Genomic DNA, 19,097 nt, shown 5'->3' with positions numbered 1-19,097 from the left:
AGATGGCCGACCTTGTCCCGGCCGGCGACGGCCTGCCGCCCGCCCCCGCCCCTTCGCTGATCGCCCCGCTGACCGATCCGGCCGGCGGCCCGGTGCTCACCCGGCTTGGCGCCTTCACCCGCCAGCCGGCGGTTCGCAAGACCCTGCCGTGGTTTGCCGGCATGGCCGGGATCGGCATGGCGGCCCTCGCCTGGGCCACGCTGGCCCCGCAGGCCCAGCGCACGCTCTATTCCGAACTTGACGACGGCGAACGCGCCAAGGTCACCACCAGCCTCGAGAAGGCCGGGATCACCTACCACATCGACAACCAGACCGGCGCGCTCACCGTGGGCGAGGACGATCTCTACAAGGCGCGGATGCTGGTGGCCTCGGACGGTGCGCTCGCCTCGCCCGATGCGGCGTCCGGCGGGATCGACAAGCTGCCGCTGGGCGCCAGCCGCGCGGTGGAAACCGACCACCTGCGCGCCGCCCGCGAGCATGACCTGACCCTGTCGATCATGGAGATCGACGGGGTGGAAGCGGTTCGCGTCCACCTGGCCGAGGCCGAGAAATCGGTCTTCGTGCGCGACACCGTGGCTCCCAGTGCCTCGGTCATGGTGCGCCTGGCGCGCGGCCGCCAGCTTGGCGACAGCCAGACCGCCGCGATCGTCAACCTGGTCGCCGGCTCGGTCCCCGGGCTCAGCCCCGATGCGGTGCGAGTGATCGACCAGCACGGCCGCCTGCTGACCGACAAGGCCAGCGGCAATTCCGAACGGCTCGAACTCCAGGGCCAGATGGAAGACAAGCTGCGCGCCCAGCTTGACCAGTTGCTCACCCCCATGCTCGGCCAGGGCAATTTCTCCAGCGAGGTCCAGGTGGAACTCGACATGGACCAGGTGACCAGCGCGCGCGAAAGCTATGACAAGCAGGGCGTGCTGCGAAGCGAGACCCAGGCCCAGTCGCAGACGAGCGGCCCCGGCGGCGCGGCGGGCGTGCCCGGCGTTACCGCCAACACCCCCCCGCCCGCGCCCATTGCCTCGCCCGGGCCGCCGCAAGGCTCGGCGCCGGCGCCCGCGCAGGGCACGGCCAACAACGGCGAATCCAGCGCCACGCGCACCTATGAACTGGGCCGCGAGGTGGCCGTGTCCAACGGCACACCGGGCAGGATCAAGCGCCTGACCGTCGCCGTCGCGCTCAGCGCCGATGCGCTCAAGAAGACCAAGCCGCAGGATATCGAGCAGTTGAAGCAGCTGATCGGCGCGGCGGTCGGCGTCGATCCGGCGCGCGGCGACCAGGTTGCCGTGGTGCTGCGCGCCTTCCAGGCCGCGCCGGTGGAAAGCCTGCCGCTCTGGGAACAGCCCTGGTTCCAGGGCTATGTGCGCTATGGCGTGGCCCTGCTCGGCGTGCTGCTGGTGCTCTTGCTGGGCGTGCGCCCGCTGATCAAGGCGCTGAAACGCGATCCCGCCGCCGTGGTGGCAGCCGAGGACGACGAGGCGGCCGCCGCGAGCGAAGCCGGCGAAGTTCCCGGCCGGCCGCGGCCCGCGCTCGCCAGCCCGGTCGATCCGGCCGAGCTTGGCGAACAGCTGGGCCTTGCCCAGCGCATCGCCGCCGAACGGCCCGACGACGCCGTGCTCGCCCTGCGCGAAATGCTCAACCACGCCCCCCGGGAATCCGCCGCATGAACGCCCCCGCCACGCTCGATGGTGCCACCCTGCTCGATCCCGCCAGCCTGAGCGAGGCCGATCGCGCCGCGGTCATGGTCATGCTGCTGGAGGAAGACCAGGCCGCGCAGATCCTTTCCCGGCTCGAACCGGCCGAACTGCGCGTGCTGGGCGAGAAGATGTGCGCGCTGGGCGAGATCGGGCCGGAGGTGATCGCCCATGCCATCGCCGGCTTCGTCGAGAAGACTGAGCGGCTGGGCCTGAAGGCCCATGACCGGCTCGGCCAGGTCCGTTCGCTGATGACGCGCGCCGTGGGCGAGGTGAAGGCCGGCAGCCTGATGGAGCGCATCCTCCCGCCCGATCACCGGCCGCCCAGCCCGCTGGAGCTGGCGAAATGGCTCAATCCTTCGGCGCTGGTCCCGCTGATCCGCGCCGAACATCCCCAGGCCATCGCCGTGCTGCTGGTGCAGCTCGATCCCGAAGTGGCCGCCGAAGTGCTTCACCAGCTTCCGTCCGAGATCCAGCCGCAGGTGGTCCACCGCATTGCCACGCTTGGCCCGGTCGCCCCCGAGGCGCTGGCCATGCTGGAAGACCTGCTGGCCGCCCGCATCCGCGATTGCCACGGCTCGGCCCCGCTCACCATGGGCGGCCCGCGCGAGGCGGCCGAGATCATCAACGGCGCCGGCAAGGCGGTGGAAAAGCGGGTCATCCCCGAGATCAACCGGCTCGACAAGGCGCTCGCCAAGGAGATCGAGGCCGAGATGTTCAAGTTCGAGCACCTGTTCGTGCTCGATGCCCAGGCGATGGGTGCCCTGCTGCGCGAGGTCGAGAGCGACACCCTGATCGACGCGCTCAAGGGCACCGAGGAGGCGCAGCGCGACGTGTTCTTCAAGGCCATGTCGAGCCGCGCCGCCGATGGCATCAAGGACGAGATCGCCGGGCGCGGCCGGCTCAAGATGGCCGACGTGCTCGCCGCGCAGAAGGCGATCGTGGCCGTGGCCCGGCGCCTCGCCGCCGAAGGCGTGATCGTCTTCGGCTCGGGCGGCGACGACTATGTCTAGCCTCGCCGCGCTTGCCGCTGGCGGGGGGGAGCCGGGCGGCTTCCGCTCGGACGCGCGCTTTGCCCTGCCGGTGCGCGCCGCGCGTGCGCCAGCGGAACCCGAGCCGGTCCAGATTGCCGACCCGGTCGCGCTCGCCTGGGCCGAGGGCTATGCCAGGGGCAGGGACGAGGCCCGCGCCGAGGCCGGCGAAGCCGCCAAGGCCGAGGCCGAGGCTCGCGGCGCACTGGCCCTCTCGCTCACCCGGCTCGATGCCGACCTCGCCGAGAGCCTGCGCCAGCGCCTCCAGGACACCGTGCTGGCCCTGTGCGAGCAGACCCTGGCGCCCTATGCCCTCGATCCCGAAGTGCTCGCCCGGCGGATCGAACGCGCGGTCGCCATGTTCGCCCGCGCCGAGGACGAGCGGGTGATCCGCCTCCATCCCGACGATATCGCGCTCATCGCCGACGGCCTTGGCGCCGGCTGGACCGTGGTTCCCGATCCCGCACTCGAACGCGGTGCCCTGCGCGTCGAAAGCCAGTCGGGCGGGGTCGAGGACGGCCCGGCCCAGTGGCGCCGCGCCCTGACCGAGGCCTTCAACGCGTGCTGAACCTGCCCCCATGTTGAACCTTTTCGCCCCCCTGCTCGATGAACTCGGCGCGGCCCAGCCCGATTTCACCCCCCATCGCTTCGGCCTGGTCGCCGCCTGCGACGGCGGGCTGATCGAGGTTTCGGGGCTATCGGTGCCGGTGGGCGCCCTGTGCCGGGTGGCTCACGGGCCACGGACGGAATTCGGCGGCGAGCCGCTGGCCGAGGTGATCGGCTTTCGCAACGGGCGCACCTTGATGATGCTGCTGGGCGATACGGTCATGCTGCGTCCCGGCTCGCGCGTGCGGCCCGAGGGCCGGCCCGGGATGCTCCCAGTGGGCGAGGCGTTCCTGGGTCGCGCGGTCGATGGCGAGGGCCATCCGATCGATGGCCTGGGGCCGCTCCACTGGCGCGACGAATGGCCCGCGGGCGGCATCCGCACCGGCGCGCTCGATCGTTCGGGCGTGCGCGAACCCTTCGATACCGGGGTGCGCGCGCTCAATGCGCTGACCACTTTCGGGGTGGGCCAGCGGATCGGGGTCATGGCAGGCTCGGGCGTGGGCAAGTCGGTCCTGCTCGACATGATCGCGCGCGGGGCCGAGGCCGAGATCGTCATCGTCGGCCTGATCGGCGAGCGCGCCCGCGAGGTGTCCGATTTCGTCGAGCGCCACATGGCCGGCGAGAAGCGCGCGCGCACCGCGGTGATCGCGGTCCCGGCCGATCACGCACCCAACCTGCGGATCCGCGGCGCCCTGATGGCCACGAGCCTGGCCGAACATTTCCGCGCCCATGGCCGCAAGGTGCTGCTGATCATGGACAGCCTGACCCGCGTGGCCCACGCCGCGCGCGAGATCGGGCTGCTGCTGGGCGAACCGGGCGCGGCGCGCGGCTATCCCCCTTCGGCGCTGGCCACGATCACCAAGCTGGTGGAACGCGCCGGCAATTCGGCGGCCAGCGGCGGCTCGGTCACCGGGCTCTACACCGTGCTGGCCGATGGCGATTCGCAGGACGATCCGGTGGTCGATACCGCCCGCTCGATCCTTGATGGCCACGTGGTGCTCAGCCGCGATCTCGCCCAGCGCGGGCAATATCCCGCGATCGATGTCGGCGCTTCGCTGAGCCGCGTGATGGGCGACATCGCCGCGCCCGATCACCAGCGCATGGCCCGCACCTTCCGCGCGCTGGTCGCCTCCTACGAGGCCAACCGCGACCTGGTCCTGATGGGCGCCTACCGCGCCGGGGCCGATCCCCTGCTCGATCGCGCCATCGCCATGCAGGAGGCGCTTCGGGGCTTCCTTGGCCAGGAGCAGCACGAGGTGGTCGGCCTTGACGAGAGCCTGGCCGCGCTCACCCGCCTGATCGGCGAGGGCGGCCAGTGAGCGACAAGCGCCGCCTCGCCCGGCTCAAGCGGCTGGAGACCGTGCGCGCCGTGGCCAGGCAGGCCGCCGCCGCCGAGGCCGCCGAGGCCGAGGGCACGCTCGCCCAGCTGATGGCGCTCGCCGAACGCACCGGCCGGCTCGCCGCCGACTATGCGGCCAGGGCCGCGCCCGAGGATGGCGACGGCCTGCGCCGCCTCGCCGGCTTCCGCTCGGGCCTGGCCGGGGTGGAGCAGGCCACCCGCGCCGATGCCGCGCGCGCGCAGCGCGTGGCCGATGCGCGGCTGGGCGAACTCTCGCAGGCCGAGCGTCGCCGCGCAGCCGCCGCCGACCGCGCCGAGGCGGTCCGCCGCGCCATCGCCGCCGTGGGCGCGCTGCCGCCGCTGGGTGCCCGCAAGGCAATTGGCACGGATCTTGATTAACCATCCTCGACACCTGTCTCGAGGATCTGCCGCTTCATGATCAACCCCGCCGCCCCGCCGACCGCCAGCAGCCCTGCCGGCACCCTTTCCGGCAGTGGCGGCATCCTTGCCGCGCCGGGCAATTCCGCCGATCCCGCCGCTTTCGCCGCCCTGCTCGCCCATGGCGAGGGCGCGGCACCGGCCAGCCCCGCACCGGCAGCGCTCCCCCTTGCCGCCATCGTCACCCCTGCCGCCGACCGGCAAGACCTTGCCGCCTTGCCGGCAAGCGCCATGGCCACCGGCAAGCCCTTGCCGGACCCTGCCGCCGACCCTGCCGGCAACCCGGCCACCCATCCTGCCGCCGGCCTGCCGGTGCCCGTCCTGCCGCTGCTGCGCGCCGTCCGCCTGCGCGACGCCGCCGAGGCCACGCCCCCCGCCCAGGCCGAACCGGCCGACGACGGCGCCTCCACGCCGGCCCCGGCCAACGATCCGGAGGCTGCGGCCCCGGCGCTGCCGGCGCTGGTCCTCACCCTGGCGCCGCCGGCCCAGGCCGCCCCGGATCCGGCCTCCACCCAGCCGGGCGCGCCCGCCGCGACCCTGCTTCCGCCGGCCATTGCCGCGCAGGTCCTGGGCCAACCCCTTCCCGGCCAGCCCCAGCCCGCCCAGCCCCAGCCAACGGCGGCGCTCCAGCAGCAGGCCGCCGTCGCCCGCGCGGAGGAACGCAGCCTGCGCCTCCCGGCCAGCCCCGCCCCGGACCCGGCGGAGGGCCGCGACCAGGCCCAGGCTCCGCAGTTCACCCTCGCCAGTCCGGCCGCCCCCGCCGCGTCCGAAGCCCTGCGCCTGCGCCCGGTGATCGACCATGGGGCCAAGGCCGCTCTGGCCGATGCCGTCCCGACCGCCATGCCCATGCCCGCGCCGACCGCCGATTCCACCGGTGCCGCACCCGCCGCCGCCGGCCCCGCGATGAGTCCAGCCGCGACCGGCCCGGCGCCGACCGGCTTTGGCCACGATTTCGGCGCGGTCGTCGATCGCCTGATGGCCGCCCGCGAGGCCGCCCGGGCCGACAGCCCGGCCCAGACGGTCGCGCTCAACCTGCGCCATGCCGAATTCGGCGAGGTCTCGGTGCGCTTCGAACAGCGCGCCGATGGCCTGTCGGTCGCCCTGGCCAGCCCCGATCCCGATTTCGCCCGCGCCGTCCAGGCCGCCGCGCCTTCGGCCGGCAGCGCCGATGCCGGCCAGTCGGGTTCCACCGGACCGGGCGCCAATGGCCCCCTTGCCCAGGCCGGCACCGGTTCCGGCTCGGGCGCCCCGGCCCAGCAGGGCCAGCGCGGCAACGGCACCGCCCAGGCCGGCCGTTTCCCCGGGCCGGGCCGCGATGGGGCGGGCGAACCCGCCACCGCCACCCCGCCGGGCTCGGCCCGCGCGCGCGGCATCTACGCCTAATCCCGACATCGCATTGCACCAGTGAGGCCCGACCATGAGCACTGACAAGGAACCCAAGGAAAAGAAGAAGAAGGGCGGCGGAATGCTGCTCAAGCTGGCCATTCCGGTCGTCCTGCTCGGACTGGGCGGCGGCGGGGTCTATGGTCTGGTCGCGGCCGGCGTGATCGGCGGCGGCGGCCATGAAAAGGTCAAGGAAGACAACAACCCCAAGCTCGTCCGCAAGGGCGAGGTCGATCCCTTCGCCGCCAAGGGCGGCGAGGGCGGCCATGGCGAGGAAGGTGGCCCGCCCGAAGTGGAGGGCGATGGCGGCAGCGAATACAAGACCAGCTACTTCACCTTTTCCGAGGAATTCACCTCCAACCTCAAGAATTCCGACGCCCTGGTGCAGATCAGCCTGGCCTGTTCCACCCGCCGCGATGGCCGGGTGCTGATCTGGCTCAAGAAGCACGAGTTGGCGATCCGTTCGGCCCTGCTCAACGTGCTGGCCGATACGCCCGAGGAAGACATCGCCTCGCTCGAAGGCAAGGAGCGCCTCCAGAAGCGCCTGACCAAGGCGATCAACGACGTGCTCACCAAGGAGGAAGGCTTCGGCGGGGTCGACGAGGTCTACTTCAAATCCTTCCTGATGCAGTGAGGAGGCGCGCGTGAAGCCCGACCGCAGCATCGTCGCTGCCCGCCCGCTCGCGCAGCACTGCGCGGAGCTGGTGCGCGCCGCGCCGGGCATCGATGATCTCACCGCCCGGCTCGAAACCTGCGCCGGCAAGCTGGCCCGCAGCCTGGTCGCCGCGCTCGCCCCGCTGGCCGGCGGCAAGGGGCTGGCGATCAAGGCCCGCCCGGCGCGCCAGGTCGGCGTGGGCGATCTCATCCTCGAACTGCCGGGGCTGGCCGCCTGCACCCTCATGGGCCTTGGCGCCGAAGCCCTGCCGCTGGTCGCCGCGCTCGATGCCGCCGCCGTTCTGCGGATGGTCGATCGCACCTTCGGCGGGCGCGGCGCGGCGCCCGAACCACTCCCCGCCGAGTTCCCCGGCTCGGCCGACCTGATGATCGGCCGGCTCGAAGGCCTGGTCGCCACCCATCTCGCCGCTGCCCTCGCCCTGCCCGGAACAGCCCCGCTGCTGCCGCTGCGCCGCGCCGGCCTGCTTGACGAGCTGGAAGCCTTTCCCGGCCACGACAGGCTGGTGCTGGTCGATCTCCAGGTGACCGAACCGGGCGGCGACAGCTGGCCGATCACCCTGCTGGTCCCGCCCGCAACGCTTGCCGCGCTGTTCGCCGGCCCCGCGCCGCGCCCTGCCTCCCCGCGCCGCGCCGCCGATCCGCTGGCCCGCCCCTTCGCCGATGTCAGCCTCGCCTGCTCGGCGGTGCTGGTCGATATGCGGATGTCGATGAAGACCCTGGCCGCGCTGCGCCCCGGCACGCTGCTGCCCGTGGCGGTCGCCCGCCAGGTGCCGCTGCGGATCTGCGATTCAGCGAGCGATGCGGGGGGCGGCGATGGCCCGATCCTCGCCACCGGCACCGTGGGCGCGGCCGAAGACCGCGTCGCCCTCCAGATCAACACGGCTTTCTGAGCCGGACACCCAAGGACCTGCCCTCATGACCCTTCCTGCCCGCGGCTTCGATCTCCTCAAGGATGTCGACGTGCGCCTTACCGTCGAGCTTGGCCGCACCGCGATGAAGCTCAAGGACGTGCTCACGCTCGGCCCGGAAAGCGTGGTCATGCTCGACCGGCTGACCGACGAACTGCTTGACGTGATGGTCAACGGCACCCTGATCGCCCGGGGCGAGATCGTGGCCGACAATGGCCGCTTCGCCCTGCGGATCGTCGAGCTGGCCGGCGATGATGCCTCGGCGGAGGCGGCGTGATGCTCTGGTATGTCGTCAAGCTGATCCTCCTGCTGCCGGTGATCGGCGCGCTGATCTGGGGCTCGATGACGCTGCTCCACAGGCTCCAGGCCCGCGTCGGCGCGCCCGTCGGCGCCCCGCGCGCGGTGCGCGTGGTGGAAACCACCATGCTTTCGCCCACGCTCAAGCTGGCGGTGATCGAGTTCCGGGGCCGGGAAATCCTGGTTTCCGCCTCGCGCCAGGGGCTGGTGCGCCTCGCCGAAGTGCCCATGACCGGATCGGCGCGGGAGCAGGGCGAATGAGCGCGCGGCAGATCCGCCCCAATCCGCCGCGCCCGGCCGCGGCCCCCCTCCACCGGCTTAGCCGGTCCCCCTCCCCGTGCCGGGGAGGAAGGCTGACCCGCCTCGTCGTCGCCCTCGCCCTCCTTCTCGCTCCCACCGCCGCCTTCGCGCAGAGCGCGATCCCCGGCGCGCTTGATCGCGCCTTCCAGCAAGCCAATGGCGGCCCCGGCGGCGGGATGACCCTGTCGCTCCAGCTCCTCGTCGTCATGGGGCTGCTGACGATCCTGCCCAGCCTCGTGCTGATGATGACCAGCTTCACCCGCATCCTGGTTGTGCTGGGCATCCTGCGCCAGGCGCTGGGCCTCCAGCAGAGCCCGCCCAACCAGGTGCTGGTCGGCCTTTCGCTGTTCCTCTCGCTGTTCGTCATGGCGCCCACGCTCGACAAGGTCAGCGCCGCCGCGATCCAGCCCTATGCCGCCGGCCAGATCAACGCCGAGCAGGCGATCGGCCAGGCCGGCCAGCCGTTCCACGCCTTCATGATCCGCCAGACCCGCCAGCACGATCTCGCCATGTTCGCCGACATGGCCCACGCGCCGAAGTTCGCCCGCAGCGAGGACGTGCCGTTCTCGGTCCTGCTGCCCGCCTTTGTCACCAGCGAGCTGAAGACCGCCTTCCAGATCGGCTTCATGCTGTTCCTGCCGTTCCTGGTGATCGACCTGGTCGTGTCCTCGGTGCTGATGAGCCTGGGCATGATGATGATGAGCCCGACCATCGTCTCGCTGCCCTTCAAGCTCCTGCTGTTCGTGCTGGTCGATGGCTGGGCGCTGCTGATGGGCAGCCTCGCGGCGAGCTTCGGGTGATGGACGATACCGCCTCCCTCCTTTCGCTGGCCGACCGGATGCTGTGGATCACCGCGCTGGTGGCCGGGCCGGTGCTGCTGGCCAGCCTGGCCGTGGGCCTGGTCGTCGGGATCGTCCAGGCGGCGACCTCGGTGAACGAGCAGACGCTGACCTTCGTCCCCAAGCTGGCGGTGATCGCCCTGCTGCTGGTGGTTCTGGGCGGCTCGATGCTGGGGATGGTCGGCGATTTCATGCAAGACATCTTCGCCGAGATCGCCCGGATGGGCCGCGAATGAGCGCCCTCACCTTCGGCTTCGGCCCGGTCGAGGCCGAGTTCTGGCGCTGGCTCTTCGTGATGACCCGGATCGGCGCCGCGCTGCTGGCCGCGCCGTTCTTCGGGGCGGCCTCGGTGCCGATGCAGGCACGGGTGATCGTGACCGGCGCGGTCGCGGCCATGGCCTGCGCCTGGTTGCCGATCGCCGCGCCGCCGGCCCTGCTCTCGCTCCCCGGCCTGCTGGCCGTGGCCGGCGAGGTGCTGGTGGGCCTGGCGCTCGGCTTCGTTCTCCAGCTGGCCTTCGCCGCGCCCACCATCGCCGCCGAGGTGATCGGCGCGGGCATGGGGATGTCGATCGCCAGCGCCGCCGATCCGCAGACCGGCGCCCATTCCCCGGCGCTGGGCCAGTATTACGGCGTGGTCCTGGTTTTGGTGTTCCTCGGCCTGGGCGGGCACCTGCTGTTCATCCGCCTGGTGCTTGACAGCTACACCACCTTCCCGCCGGACCACACCTGGCTGGGGGCCGAGCGGCTGGCGGCCATCGCCGGGTTCGGCAGCCAGATGTTCCTGACCGCGCTGGCCATTGCCTTGCCGGTCACGCTGGTGTTGCTGGCGGTCCAGCTCGCCGCAGGCGTGATCAGCCGCTCGGCGCCTTCGCTCAACCTGTTCGCGCTGGGCCTGCCCGCCGGCGTGCTGGCCGGACTTGCCGCGCTGATCGTCTCGGCGCCGCTGACCGGCGATCTCATGGCCGACGTTGCCGCCCAGGCGCTTGATTCCGCGCGCATGGTGATCCAGCCCCACGGAACCCAACCGTGAGCGAGAGCGCCGGCGAGAAGACGCTTGCCCCAACCGACAAGCGCAAACGCGATGCCGCCAAACAAGGCGATGTCCTGCGCTCGCGCGAGCTGGCGACCGCCGCCGCCATGCTGGCGGGCGCGGCCTGGCTCAAGTTCGCCGGTCCCTGGCTGTTTGGTGAGCTGCTCGGCACGCTGGCCACCGGCCTGAGCTTCGACCGCGCCGCCATCGCCGACTTCGCCCCCGGCCGGCTGGCCCTGGCCATGGGGCTGGCCGTGATGCCGCCGGTGATCCTGCTGGGCCTCGCGGTCGGCGCGGCCAGCCTGGCCTCGCAGCTCGGCTTCGGCGAGGGGCGCTGGCTCGCGGGCAACCTTGCCCCCAAGACCAGCCGGATCAACCCGCTGTCGGGGCTGAAGCGGATGTTCGGCACGCAGGGGCTGGTCGAGCTGGGCAAGAGCCTGGCCAAGGCCGGGTTGCTGCTGGCGATCTGCTGGTTCTGGGGCCGCAGCCACCTGCCCGACCTGCTCGACCTTGGGCGCGCGCCGCTCGCCGGCCAGCTGGCGACGGGTTGGGACGCGCTGACCGGGCTGATCTTCGCGCTGTCCTTCGGTCTTCTGGTGATTGCCGGGATCGACTTTCCGATCCAGTTCGTCCGCCGGTTCCTGCGCCTGCGGATGAGCCTCCAGGAGGTGCGCGACGAGCATAAGGACAGCGAAGGCAGCCCCGAGAAGAAGGCCGCGATCCGGGGCCGCCAGCGCCAGCTGGCCATGGGTTCGCTCCAGCAGGCGATGCGCGCGGCGCAGTTCGTCATCACCAACCCGACCCATTTCTCGGTGGCCCTGGTCTATGACCCGGACCGCGCCGCCGCGCCGATCGTGGTGGCCAAGGGCCGGGGCGAGAAGGCGCTGGCCATGCGCGAGCTGGCGCGCGAGCTGGACGTGCCGCTGCTCGAATATCCGGCGCTGGCCCGCTCGGTCTATTTCACCACGCGCGAGAACCAGGTGATCCGCGAGGAGCTTTATGCCGCGGTCGCCGGCGTGCTCGGCTTCGTCATGGCCCTGAAGCGCGGGGAACCGAGGCCGCTGCCGCAGGTGGTGGTGCCGCTGGACCTGCGCTTCGATCCGGAGGGCCGGCCCGAGGCGGCGGCGGCCATCTAGCTCTCTCCCCGGCGGGGAGAGAGGCAGGAAGAATACCCGCACAAGCCCTTAATCCGGCCGCGCGCCAACCGTCCTACCCGCCATGGCAACTTCCGGCACCTCGGCGACCCAGAGCAGCGCGGCAAGCTCGATCCTGACGGCGCTGGGCGGCAGCAACCAGGTTGACTGGAATTCGCTGGCGAGCAACCTCTCGGTCGCCCAGTTCGCGGGCCAGACCGACCGGCTGGCCGCAAGGTCGGACTCGCTCGACAAGCGCATCACCGACGCCGGCAACATCAAGTCGGCCCTGCTCAGCCTTGCCTCCTCGCTGGGCGACCGGGTGCGCGCCGGCGACCTTTCGCCCCAGCCCGCGCTGAGCAACGCCGGCCTTGCCGCGCTCAAGCTCAACGGCGCGGCCACGCCCAAGGGAACCTATTCGCTTGAGGTGACCCAGCTGGCCAAGGCGCAGACCCTGGCCAGCCCGGCGCTGGCTTCGGCTGAGGCGCCGGTCGGCGCGGGCACGCTGACCATCCGCTACGGCTCGGTGGCAGGCAGCGCCTTTGCCGCCGATGGCAGCCATGCGCCGGTCAACCTGACGATCCCGCAGGGCGCCACGCTGGCCGACGTGGCCACGGCGATCTCCAACGCCAATGCCGGCCTTTCCGCCTATGTGGCGAACACGAGCGACGGCCCCCGGCTGGTGATCAAGGGCCAGCAGGGCGCGGCCAACGGCTTCATTATCGAGGCCACGTCCGATCCGCTCGACCCGGCCAGCCCGGGGCTTTCGCAGCTCGCCTGGCAGCCGGCGACCGGCCCAGCCGCGCAGCTCCTGACCGGCGCGCAGAACGCCGCCTACAAGCTGGACGGGCTGCCCATGACCTCGCCCTCGAACACGGTGACGGGCCTTGTCGCCGGGCTTGACGCGACCTTTGCCGCGACCAATGCGGGCGCGCCGGCGACACTTTCGTTCACCGACAATACCGGCGCGATTTCCAGCGCCATGCAGGACCTGACCGGCGCGCTCAACGAGCTGGCCGGCATGATCAAGACGGCCACCGATCCGCTGACCGGCGACCTTGCCTCCGATCCCGGGGCCAGGGCGTTGAAGCGGGCGCTCTCGCAGCTGTCCGGCGCGGTGATCATGCCCAATGCCCCGGCCGGCGCGCCGCGCACCCTGGCCGACCTGGGGCTGGCGATCCAGCGCGACGGCACTTTCGCACTCGACGGGGCGAAGTTGACCAAGACCCTGGCCGCCGATCCCACCGGGGTTGCCGCCATGTTCACCAATGGCCTCCACGGCGTCTACGGCACGATCGACGGGCTTAGCCGCACCATGGCCGCCACCGGCAGCGCCACGTCATTGGCCGCCTCGATCGCGCGCTATGCCAGGCAGAAGACCCAGGCGAGCGAGGATCTCGCCAAGCTGGCAGACAAGCAGGAGGCCTTCCGCCAGCAGCTGGTCACCCGCTTCGCCACCACCCAGACCGCCGTTTCCGCCTCCACCTCGACCCTTACGTTCCTCAAGAACCAGATCGATGCGTGGAACGGCAAGAACGCCTGAACCAGACGGAGCCTGACCCGCCATGACCATGCTTGCCCGCCGCACGCCCGATTCCGTCTATCGCCGGGTGGATTTCGACGCGCGGGTCAATGGCGCCGACCCGATGGAGCTGGTGGGCCTGTGCTACGAGCACCTGGTCGCCGCGCTCGGCTCGGCCCTGTTTGCCCACGAGCGCCGCGACAATGCCGCCAAGAGCGAGGCGCTGACCCGCGCGCTGTCGGCGCTGACCGCGCTGCAACTGGGGGTGAAGGGGACCGAGGGCGTGGCCGCGGCCCTGCTCCAGTTCTACCAGGCGGCCAAGAACGCCCTGCTCGACAGCGTGTTGTCGTTCGATCCCGACCGGATCGGGAAGGTGCGCGGCGACGTGCTGGAAATCGCCAGCGCGCTCCATTCGGCGCGGACCGCCTGAAGCGCCGGGCCGGCAACTTGCGGCCCGACTTGACCGCGACCTTTCAGGATTGGTTCAATTCGCCGCCAATTCGGATTCGTCTCAGGCTTATCCCCTAGGCGTGATCCGCTAAGAGATTTCCATGATGCGACGCTCCAATCTCCTCCTCGTCGATGGCGATCTCCGCCGCCGGGCCGCCATCTCGCACTGCCTTTCGGGCAGCGGTCTCCACGTCGAACCGTTCGAGGACGTGCGCGAACTCTATTCGCGCTGGCCCAGCGATGGCGTCCTTCTGGTCCATGACAGCGACAGCGCGATCGCCGATCTCATCACCCACATGAGCCAGACCGGGGACTGGCTGCCAATCATCGCCTTCGCCGAAGCCCCCGCCACCAGCCGCATCGTCGAGGCCGTGCTGCAAGGTGCGGTCGATTACCTGGTCTGGCCCTTCGAGGATGCCCAGGTGATCGAAAGCATGGCCGTGGCCGAGGAACGCGCCCGGTCGGTCGCCGGGGCCAAGCTGCGCGAAGCCGTGGCCCGCAGCCGGGTCGAACGCCTCACCCGGCGGGAGCGCGAGGTGCTGGCCGGGGTGGCCGGCGGCCTGTCCAACCGCCTGATCGGCGAAAAGCTCGCCATTTCCCCGCGTACGGTGGAAATCCACCGGGCCAATATGCTCAACAAGATGGGCGCCAACCACACCTCCGAAGCGATCCGCATCGCCATCGAGGCCTCGCTGGTCAACTGACCGGCGGGGCGCCCGGCCGGGCTGTTGCCGGGGCCGCGTGGCGATGGGTTCGGGGGGGCGCCCAGCGTGGTCGGGGATGGCCGCCTGCGTGGCCGTTGGTGCGGCGCGGCTGGGCCTGGCTGCGCCGGATGCGTCTTGGCTGCGCCGGTGGGGCTTGTGGCTGCGTCGGTGGGGCTTGGCTTGGCCAGGGCGGTCGGCCTGGCGCTCGCTGCCAGCCCGCGCGTGCGGCGGGTTCATCGCGCCGGCTGGCCGGCTGGCAGGTTCGGCCCGAATGCCGCTCAGTTCAGGCGCGAGGCACGGGCGGGATGGCGCCGGTCCACCGGGCCGGGTTCGGCCTCGATCAGGGCCAGGCCCAGCGCGCTGACCAGGGCCAGGGCAAAACTGTCGCCGCTGGCACTCGCCTCTTCCGTCGCGCCCGGCAGGATGACCGAGGCCAGGTGTTGCCCGCCCGCCCCGCGCGACAGGAGATAGCCGCAATCGGGGCCAAGCATGGCCAGGGCCGCGCTTTGCGCCGCATCGGCGGCGATCAGCTGGTCGAGCCGTTCCTCGCTCGGCACGGCGAGGCCGCGCAACAGGGCCGGCACCGGGGCTTCGGCCAGCAGCCGGCGCAATTCGTGCAGGCGCTGCGCTTCCTCGGCCGCGAACGAGCCGGCGCAGGCCAGGGCCAGTTCACCCAATCGGCGCCGCCACCCATCGCCGGCGCCGGTGCCGGCCGCGTTCGGGCTGGAACCCCGGCGTGGATCGGACTGGTTCATCGGGACTGCATTCCTTCGCCATCGCTCGCGGAAAACCGCCGCAAGATCGCCCGCTTCCTTCGCGCGCCCGGCCTTCCGGTCAATCACGGGAATTGCCGCGATCTGCGCCGGTGTCCCATTCCGCGACGCTGCCTGAAGCAGAGGTGAACCCACCTTCACGCACGCGAGTCCAACCCCGCGAAAGCCGGTGCGTTCCGACAAGCGGGCGGATTTTCGCGATGAAAGGCCGGAGTGGCCCGGCGTGCCGGCCGGATGGGGGCGGCGGCGGACGCCAGCCCCGGCTCCGCTCAGGCTCAGGCTCAGGCTCGGGTGCCGCGCGCCTCCGCCTGGCGCCGCGCGAACCAGGGGGTCATCCGGGCGATCGCCGCGCGCACCTCGGGCGTGGACACGGCGAAGCTGAAGCGGATGAACCGGGTGCCATCGACCGGATCGAAATCCACCCCCGGCGCCGTGCACACCCCCGTATCGCGCAGGAGGGCGGTGCAGAAGGCCACGCTGTCGGCGGTGAGGTGGCCGATGTCGGCATAAAGATAGAAGGCGCCATCGGGCGGGGCGACATGGCTGAGCCCCAGCGCCGGCAGGGCATCGAGCATCAGCTGGCGATTGCGGGCATAGGTGGCGCGGTGGCCTTCCAGCTCACTGTCGCAGTCGAACGCGACGAGGCCGGCCCGCTGGGCGATGACCGGCGGGGTCAGGAACAGGTTGCCCATCCGCGCTCGCGCCGCATCGATGGCATCGGGCGGGACCACGGCCCAGCCCAGCCGCCAGCCCGGCATCGAATAGTACTTGGAGAAGGAGTTGACGATGAAGGCCGTCGGCTCGTGCTCCAGCATCGAGGCCGCCGGGGCGCCGAAGCTCAGACCATGGTAGATTTCGTCCGAGACGATGCGGATGCCGCGGGCGCGGCAGACCCGGGCGATGGCCGCCAGTTCATCGGGCGGGATGATGGTCCCGGTGGGGTTGGCCGGGGTGGCGACGATCAGCCCTTCAGGCGCCGGATCAAGGGCGGCCAGCGCGGCGGCGGTGACCTGGTAGCGCTCGGCCTCGCCGCAGGGAAGCTCCACCGGTTCGAGGTAGAGCGCGCTCAGGGTGTTGCGGTAGGCGACATAGCCCGGCCGGGCCAGGGCCACCCGCGCGCCCGGCGCGAACAGGCAGGACAAGGCCAGGACAAAGGCCGGCGAGGCGCCGCAGGTCAGGATCACCTGCTCGCGGTCCACCGTCACGCCGTGGCGATCGGCATAGAGGCGGGCGATCCTCGCCTTCAGCGGATTGCTTTCCCAATAGCCCATGGCCTCGGCATCGAGCACCCGGTGGGCCTCGGCGATGGCGGCGGCGGGCGCGCTGGTCGACGGCTGGCCGAATTCCATGTGGATCACGTCGAGCCCGGCCTCGGCCAGCTCGTGCGCCAGCCGGCTGATGGCAATCGCTTCGAAGGGCTGGACCCGGGCTATCTTCATGTCCCGGTGCTAGGGCCGGCGCGGGAGCGAGACAAGCCGGATCGCCACGGCCCGCCCCTCCGGCGCCGGGGGCGCCCGAAGGGCCAGCCGGCCTGCCTTGCGGACCCGTTTCTGCAAAGGCTTGCCTTCATCAGGAACCATCCGTAAGTCATTGAACGTATTCATGGTCCACCAGATCGGCACCCGGGGTTGGCAAGCCGGCGCGACCATGCTTGCATCGATGTAACTTCGTCCTGGGGGTCGCAATCCATGACATCTATGAAAATGGGGGAGAACGGCCGCCGCATCCGCAACATCAGCGAGCTGGCCAAGCTTGCTGGCGTGTCGGCCGGCACCGTCTCGCGGGCACTGGCGGGCAAGGATCTCGTCAACCGGCAAACGCGCGAGCGGATCCAGGCCCTGGCCCGCGAACACGGATTTCGGCCCAACCAGATGGCCAGCCGCCTGCGGACCGGGCAGACCGGGGTGATCGGGGTGGTGGTCCCGCTGGGCCACGAACGCGCGCAGCTTCTGTCCGATCCGTTCTTCATGACCCTGATCGGCCACCTTGCCGACGCGGTGACCGAGCGCGGCTATGATCTGATGCTCAGCCGGGTGATCCCCTCGGACGAGGACGACTGGCTGGAGCGGATCACCGATTCCGGGATGCTCGAGGGCGTGCTGATGATCGGCCAGTCCGACCAGTTCACGACGATCGAGCGCGTGGCCCGGCACTATCGTCCGCTGGTGGTCTGGGGCACGCACCGCGCGGGCCAGCACCACTGTTCGGTCGGGACCGACAGCTTCGTTGGCGGCCGGCTGGCGGCGGAACACCTGCTGGCGCGCGGCGCCCGGCACCTGGCCTTCTTCGGCGAGACCACCGGAATCGAAATCGCCGAGCGCCTGGCCGGCGCCCGGGCCGCGGTTGACCGGTTCGGCGCCGGGGCCAGTCTTGAAGCCTTCCCCACCCGACTGGCGGTGGACGAGACCGCCGCCCAGGTGGCCGAGCATATCGACCGCATGGCCCCTGAAACCGACGGCATCTTCGCCGCCTCCGACGTGATCGCCATGGCCGTGCTGCGGATCCTGCGCGAACGGGGCCGCAAGGTGCCCGAGGAGATCGCGGTGATCGGCTACGACGATCTGCCGATGGCCATGCAGACCGTGCCCCGGCTTACCACTGTGCGCCAGGACATCGCCGCCGGCGCCCGGGCCATGGTCGACAACCTGTTTGCCCGGCTGCGCGGCGAGGATGCCGGCCCGACCGTGCTGGAACCCAGGGTGATCGTGCGCGAAACCGCCTGATCGGCGGCGGCCCGGCTGGTGGCGGCGCGGGTCAGCGCTCCAGCCGCACCCGGTCGCCCGCATAGCGCAGGCGCAGCACCGGCGCCGGGGTTCCACCGAACTGGCCGCGCCGGCAATCGGGGTGATCGGCCAGGCTGCGTCCCGCCATGCCCCAGTAATCGACGAAGCTCCAGGCCTCGTCCTCGCCGGTCACGCACCAGGAATAGGCCTGGGCCGGTTCGTCCGCCGGATTGGCGGCAACCAGGCCATGGCCGTTGAGCGGACGCCACGGCCCGCGCAGGCGATCGGCCACCATGCCGTAGAGCCCGGTGGGGTAGCCCGGCGCGCGGGGCGAGAAGGTGTGGGCCTGGGTGGACCAGAACAGGTAATAGCGCCCGCCGCGCACCACCAGCTGCGGGCGCTCCAGCTCGTTGTTCACGCCCACCGCCTCGACCAGCGGCGCCTCCAGGGTCCAGCCCCGGGCGGTGCGCGTGGCGAGGCCGACCACCCCGTTGTGCGGATCGGCCGACCAGGCCGCGCTGGCGGTGAACACCAGGTGTTCGCCACCCGTGGCCGGATCGCGGAACCAGAAGGGATCACGGAAGGCCTTGAGCGTGCCGGGCGCCCCTTCCTCGCGCGCGGTGACCGGCAGGTAATGGTGCCCGTCGGCGCGCACCAGTTCCTCCGGCTCACGCCAGGCGGCGAGTCCGTCAGGGCCAAGCTTGGCGCCACCTTCAAACAGCCGCTGTTCGAAGGTGGGCCGCGCCTCGCCGCGCCGGCCGGCGGCGGTCAGGTAGAGGGTGACGGTGTGGCCATCGGCGCCAAGCACGGCCGAGCCGGCCCATTCGCGCGAGCCGGGGCACCAGCCATCCGGCAGGGCCGGGCCATGGTCGCGCCAGCCGCCGGCCCCGCGCGACAGCAGGCGGATGCGGGCATGGGCGTGGCGGTCGGCCGGATCGGGAAAGCGCGGCGCGCTGAGGAAGAACCACAGGCTGCGGCTCTCCCCGCCAAGCATGACGGCGGCGGTGTGCCCGTCCTCGTGGGCCAGCGGCCAGCAATCCCACAGGTCAAGGCCCGGCAGCAGCGGGCGGGCCTGGTCGGCCGGGATCGTGGGGAAGCGATCGGCCGGAACCTGGCCGGCAAGCGGGGTGGGGCGCCACGCGGTGGTGGTTGCCCCGGGCGGGTTCGCGGCGCGACCCGGACCGTGATTGCCGACTTCCAGCTTCATCTTCCTGGCGCCCGATCTACCGTATCCAAGCCCATCGGCCCCGATCCGGCA

At 71.6% G+C, this 19,097-nt stretch carries 21 protein-coding genes; 18 read left to right on the top strand and 3 right to left on the bottom strand.

Annotated features, from left to right (window positions below):
- Positions 1–2: 2 nt before the first annotated feature.
- From fliF to ACFOD9_RS13855, 17 genes are all read left to right on the top strand, one after another.
- Positions 3–1,661, top strand: coding sequence for a flagellar basal-body MS-ring/collar protein FliF (fliF, locus tag ACFOD9_RS13935; RefSeq protein WP_379510737.1), 1,659 nt, complete (start codon positions 3–5; stop codon positions 1,659–1,661).
- A complete protein-coding gene (gene fliG / locus ACFOD9_RS13930; RefSeq protein WP_379510736.1) occupies positions 1,658–2,701 on the top strand; it encodes a flagellar motor switch protein FliG in 1,044 nt (347 codons plus the stop codon). Before fliF ends, fliG begins: the two co-directional genes overlap by 4 nt.
- The gene (locus ACFOD9_RS13925; protein ID WP_379510735.1) at positions 2,694–3,287 is read left to right on the top strand and encodes a FliH/SctL family protein; all 594 of its coding nucleotides are present in this window, start codon (positions 2,694–2,696) and stop codon (positions 3,285–3,287) included. The genes fliG and ACFOD9_RS13925 overlap by 8 nt, the downstream gene beginning before the upstream one ends.
- Positions 3,288–3,297: 10 nt before the next feature.
- On the top strand, positions 3,298–4,644 hold the full coding sequence (locus tag ACFOD9_RS13920) for a FliI/YscN family ATPase (RefSeq protein ID WP_379510734.1): 1,347 nt from the start codon (positions 3,298–3,300) through the stop codon (positions 4,642–4,644).
- Positions 4,641–5,063 carry a hypothetical protein gene (locus ACFOD9_RS13915; protein ID WP_379510733.1) on the top strand — a complete coding sequence of 141 codons (423 nt, stop codon included), beginning with the start codon at positions 4,641–4,643 and terminating at the stop codon, positions 5,061–5,063. Before ACFOD9_RS13920 ends, ACFOD9_RS13915 begins: the two co-directional genes overlap by 4 nt.
- 36 nt (positions 5,064–5,099) lie before the next feature.
- Positions 5,100–6,485: a hypothetical protein gene (locus tag ACFOD9_RS13910; protein ID WP_379510732.1), complete on the top strand. Its 1,386-nt coding sequence runs from the start codon at positions 5,100–5,102 to the stop codon at positions 6,483–6,485.
- Positions 6,486–6,519: 34 nt separating this feature from the next.
- Positions 6,520–7,119 carry a flagellar basal body-associated FliL family protein gene (locus ACFOD9_RS13905; RefSeq protein ID WP_379510731.1) on the top strand — a complete coding sequence of 200 codons (600 nt, stop codon included), beginning with the start codon at positions 6,520–6,522 and terminating at the stop codon, positions 7,117–7,119.
- Positions 7,120–7,129: 10 nt separating this feature from the next.
- Positions 7,130–8,050 (top strand): flagellar motor switch protein FliM, encoded by a 921-nt coding sequence (locus ACFOD9_RS13900; RefSeq protein ID WP_379510730.1) that lies wholly within the window; start codon positions 7,130–7,132, stop codon positions 8,048–8,050.
- A 25-nt stretch (positions 8,051–8,075) separates the two neighbouring features.
- Positions 8,076–8,345 carry a flagellar motor switch protein FliN gene (gene fliN / locus ACFOD9_RS13895; protein ID WP_379510729.1) on the top strand — a complete coding sequence of 90 codons (270 nt, stop codon included), beginning with the start codon at positions 8,076–8,078 and terminating at the stop codon, positions 8,343–8,345.
- A complete protein-coding gene (locus ACFOD9_RS13890) occupies positions 8,345–8,626 on the top strand; it encodes a flagellar biogenesis protein (RefSeq protein WP_379510728.1) in 282 nt (93 codons plus the stop codon). The genes fliN and ACFOD9_RS13890 overlap by 1 nt, the downstream gene beginning before the upstream one ends.
- Positions 8,623–9,465 carry a flagellar type III secretion system pore protein FliP gene (gene fliP / locus ACFOD9_RS13885; protein ID WP_379510727.1) on the top strand — a complete coding sequence of 281 codons (843 nt, stop codon included), beginning with the start codon at positions 8,623–8,625 and terminating at the stop codon, positions 9,463–9,465. The genes ACFOD9_RS13890 and fliP overlap by 4 nt, the downstream gene beginning before the upstream one ends.
- Positions 9,465–9,740, top strand: coding sequence for a flagellar biosynthetic protein FliQ (locus tag ACFOD9_RS13880; RefSeq protein WP_379510726.1), 276 nt, complete (start codon positions 9,465–9,467; stop codon positions 9,738–9,740). The genes fliP and ACFOD9_RS13880 overlap by 1 nt, the downstream gene beginning before the upstream one ends.
- Positions 9,737–10,534 carry a flagellar biosynthetic protein FliR gene (gene fliR / locus ACFOD9_RS13875; protein WP_379510725.1) on the top strand — a complete coding sequence of 266 codons (798 nt, stop codon included), beginning with the start codon at positions 9,737–9,739 and terminating at the stop codon, positions 10,532–10,534. Before ACFOD9_RS13880 ends, fliR begins: the two co-directional genes overlap by 4 nt.
- Complete coding sequence (locus ACFOD9_RS13870; RefSeq protein WP_379510724.1) at positions 10,531–11,670, top strand: EscU/YscU/HrcU family type III secretion system export apparatus switch protein; 1,140 nt, start codon at positions 10,531–10,533, stop codon at positions 11,668–11,670. Before fliR ends, ACFOD9_RS13870 begins: the two co-directional genes overlap by 4 nt.
- A gap of 82 nt (positions 11,671–11,752) precedes the next feature.
- Complete coding sequence (fliD, locus tag ACFOD9_RS13865; RefSeq protein ID WP_379510723.1) at positions 11,753–13,210, top strand: flagellar filament capping protein FliD; 1,458 nt, start codon at positions 11,753–11,755, stop codon at positions 13,208–13,210.
- A 22-nt stretch (positions 13,211–13,232) separates the two neighbouring features.
- Positions 13,233–13,619, top strand: coding sequence for a flagellar export chaperone FliS (locus ACFOD9_RS13860; protein ID WP_379510722.1), 387 nt, complete (start codon positions 13,233–13,235; stop codon positions 13,617–13,619).
- 121 nt (positions 13,620–13,740) lie between these two features.
- Positions 13,741–14,343, top strand: a complete 603-nt coding sequence (locus ACFOD9_RS13855) for a response regulator transcription factor (RefSeq protein WP_379510721.1) — start codon at positions 13,741–13,743, stop codon at positions 14,341–14,343.
- A gap of 278 nt (positions 14,344–14,621) precedes the next feature.
- On the opposite strand, the gene ACFOD9_RS13850 is transcribed toward ACFOD9_RS13855, so the two are convergent.
- Together ACFOD9_RS13850 and ACFOD9_RS13845 are read right to left on the bottom strand one after the other, a co-directional pair.
- The gene (locus ACFOD9_RS13850) at positions 14,622–15,098 is read right to left on the bottom strand and encodes a hypothetical protein (RefSeq protein ID WP_379510720.1); all 477 of its coding nucleotides are present in this window, start codon (positions 15,096–15,098) and stop codon (positions 14,622–14,624) included.
- Between the two features lie 299 nt (positions 15,099–15,397).
- Positions 15,398–16,555, bottom strand: a complete 1,158-nt coding sequence (locus tag ACFOD9_RS13845) for a pyridoxal phosphate-dependent aminotransferase (RefSeq protein ID WP_379510719.1) — start codon at positions 16,553–16,555, stop codon at positions 15,398–15,400.
- A 249-nt stretch (positions 16,556–16,804) separates the two neighbouring features.
- On the opposite strand from ACFOD9_RS13845, the gene ACFOD9_RS13840 reads away from it, so the two are divergent.
- A complete protein-coding gene (locus tag ACFOD9_RS13840) occupies positions 16,805–17,839 on the top strand; it encodes a LacI family DNA-binding transcriptional regulator (protein WP_379510718.1) in 1,035 nt (344 codons plus the stop codon).
- Positions 17,840–17,870: 31 nt separating this feature from the next.
- On the opposite strand, the gene ACFOD9_RS13835 is transcribed toward ACFOD9_RS13840, so the two are convergent.
- The gene (locus tag ACFOD9_RS13835; protein WP_379510717.1) at positions 17,871–19,046 is read right to left on the bottom strand and encodes a glycoside hydrolase family 68 protein; all 1,176 of its coding nucleotides are present in this window, start codon (positions 19,044–19,046) and stop codon (positions 17,871–17,873) included.
- Positions 19,047–19,097: the final 51 nt, after the last annotated feature.

The sequence above is a fragment of the Novosphingobium bradum genome, from assembly GCF_042646485.1.
In the GTDB taxonomy this organism is placed as follows: domain Bacteria; phylum Pseudomonadota; class Alphaproteobacteria; order Sphingomonadales; family Sphingomonadaceae; genus Novosphingobium; species Novosphingobium bradum.
This window is presented reverse-complemented; position numbering and strand designations above follow the sequence as displayed.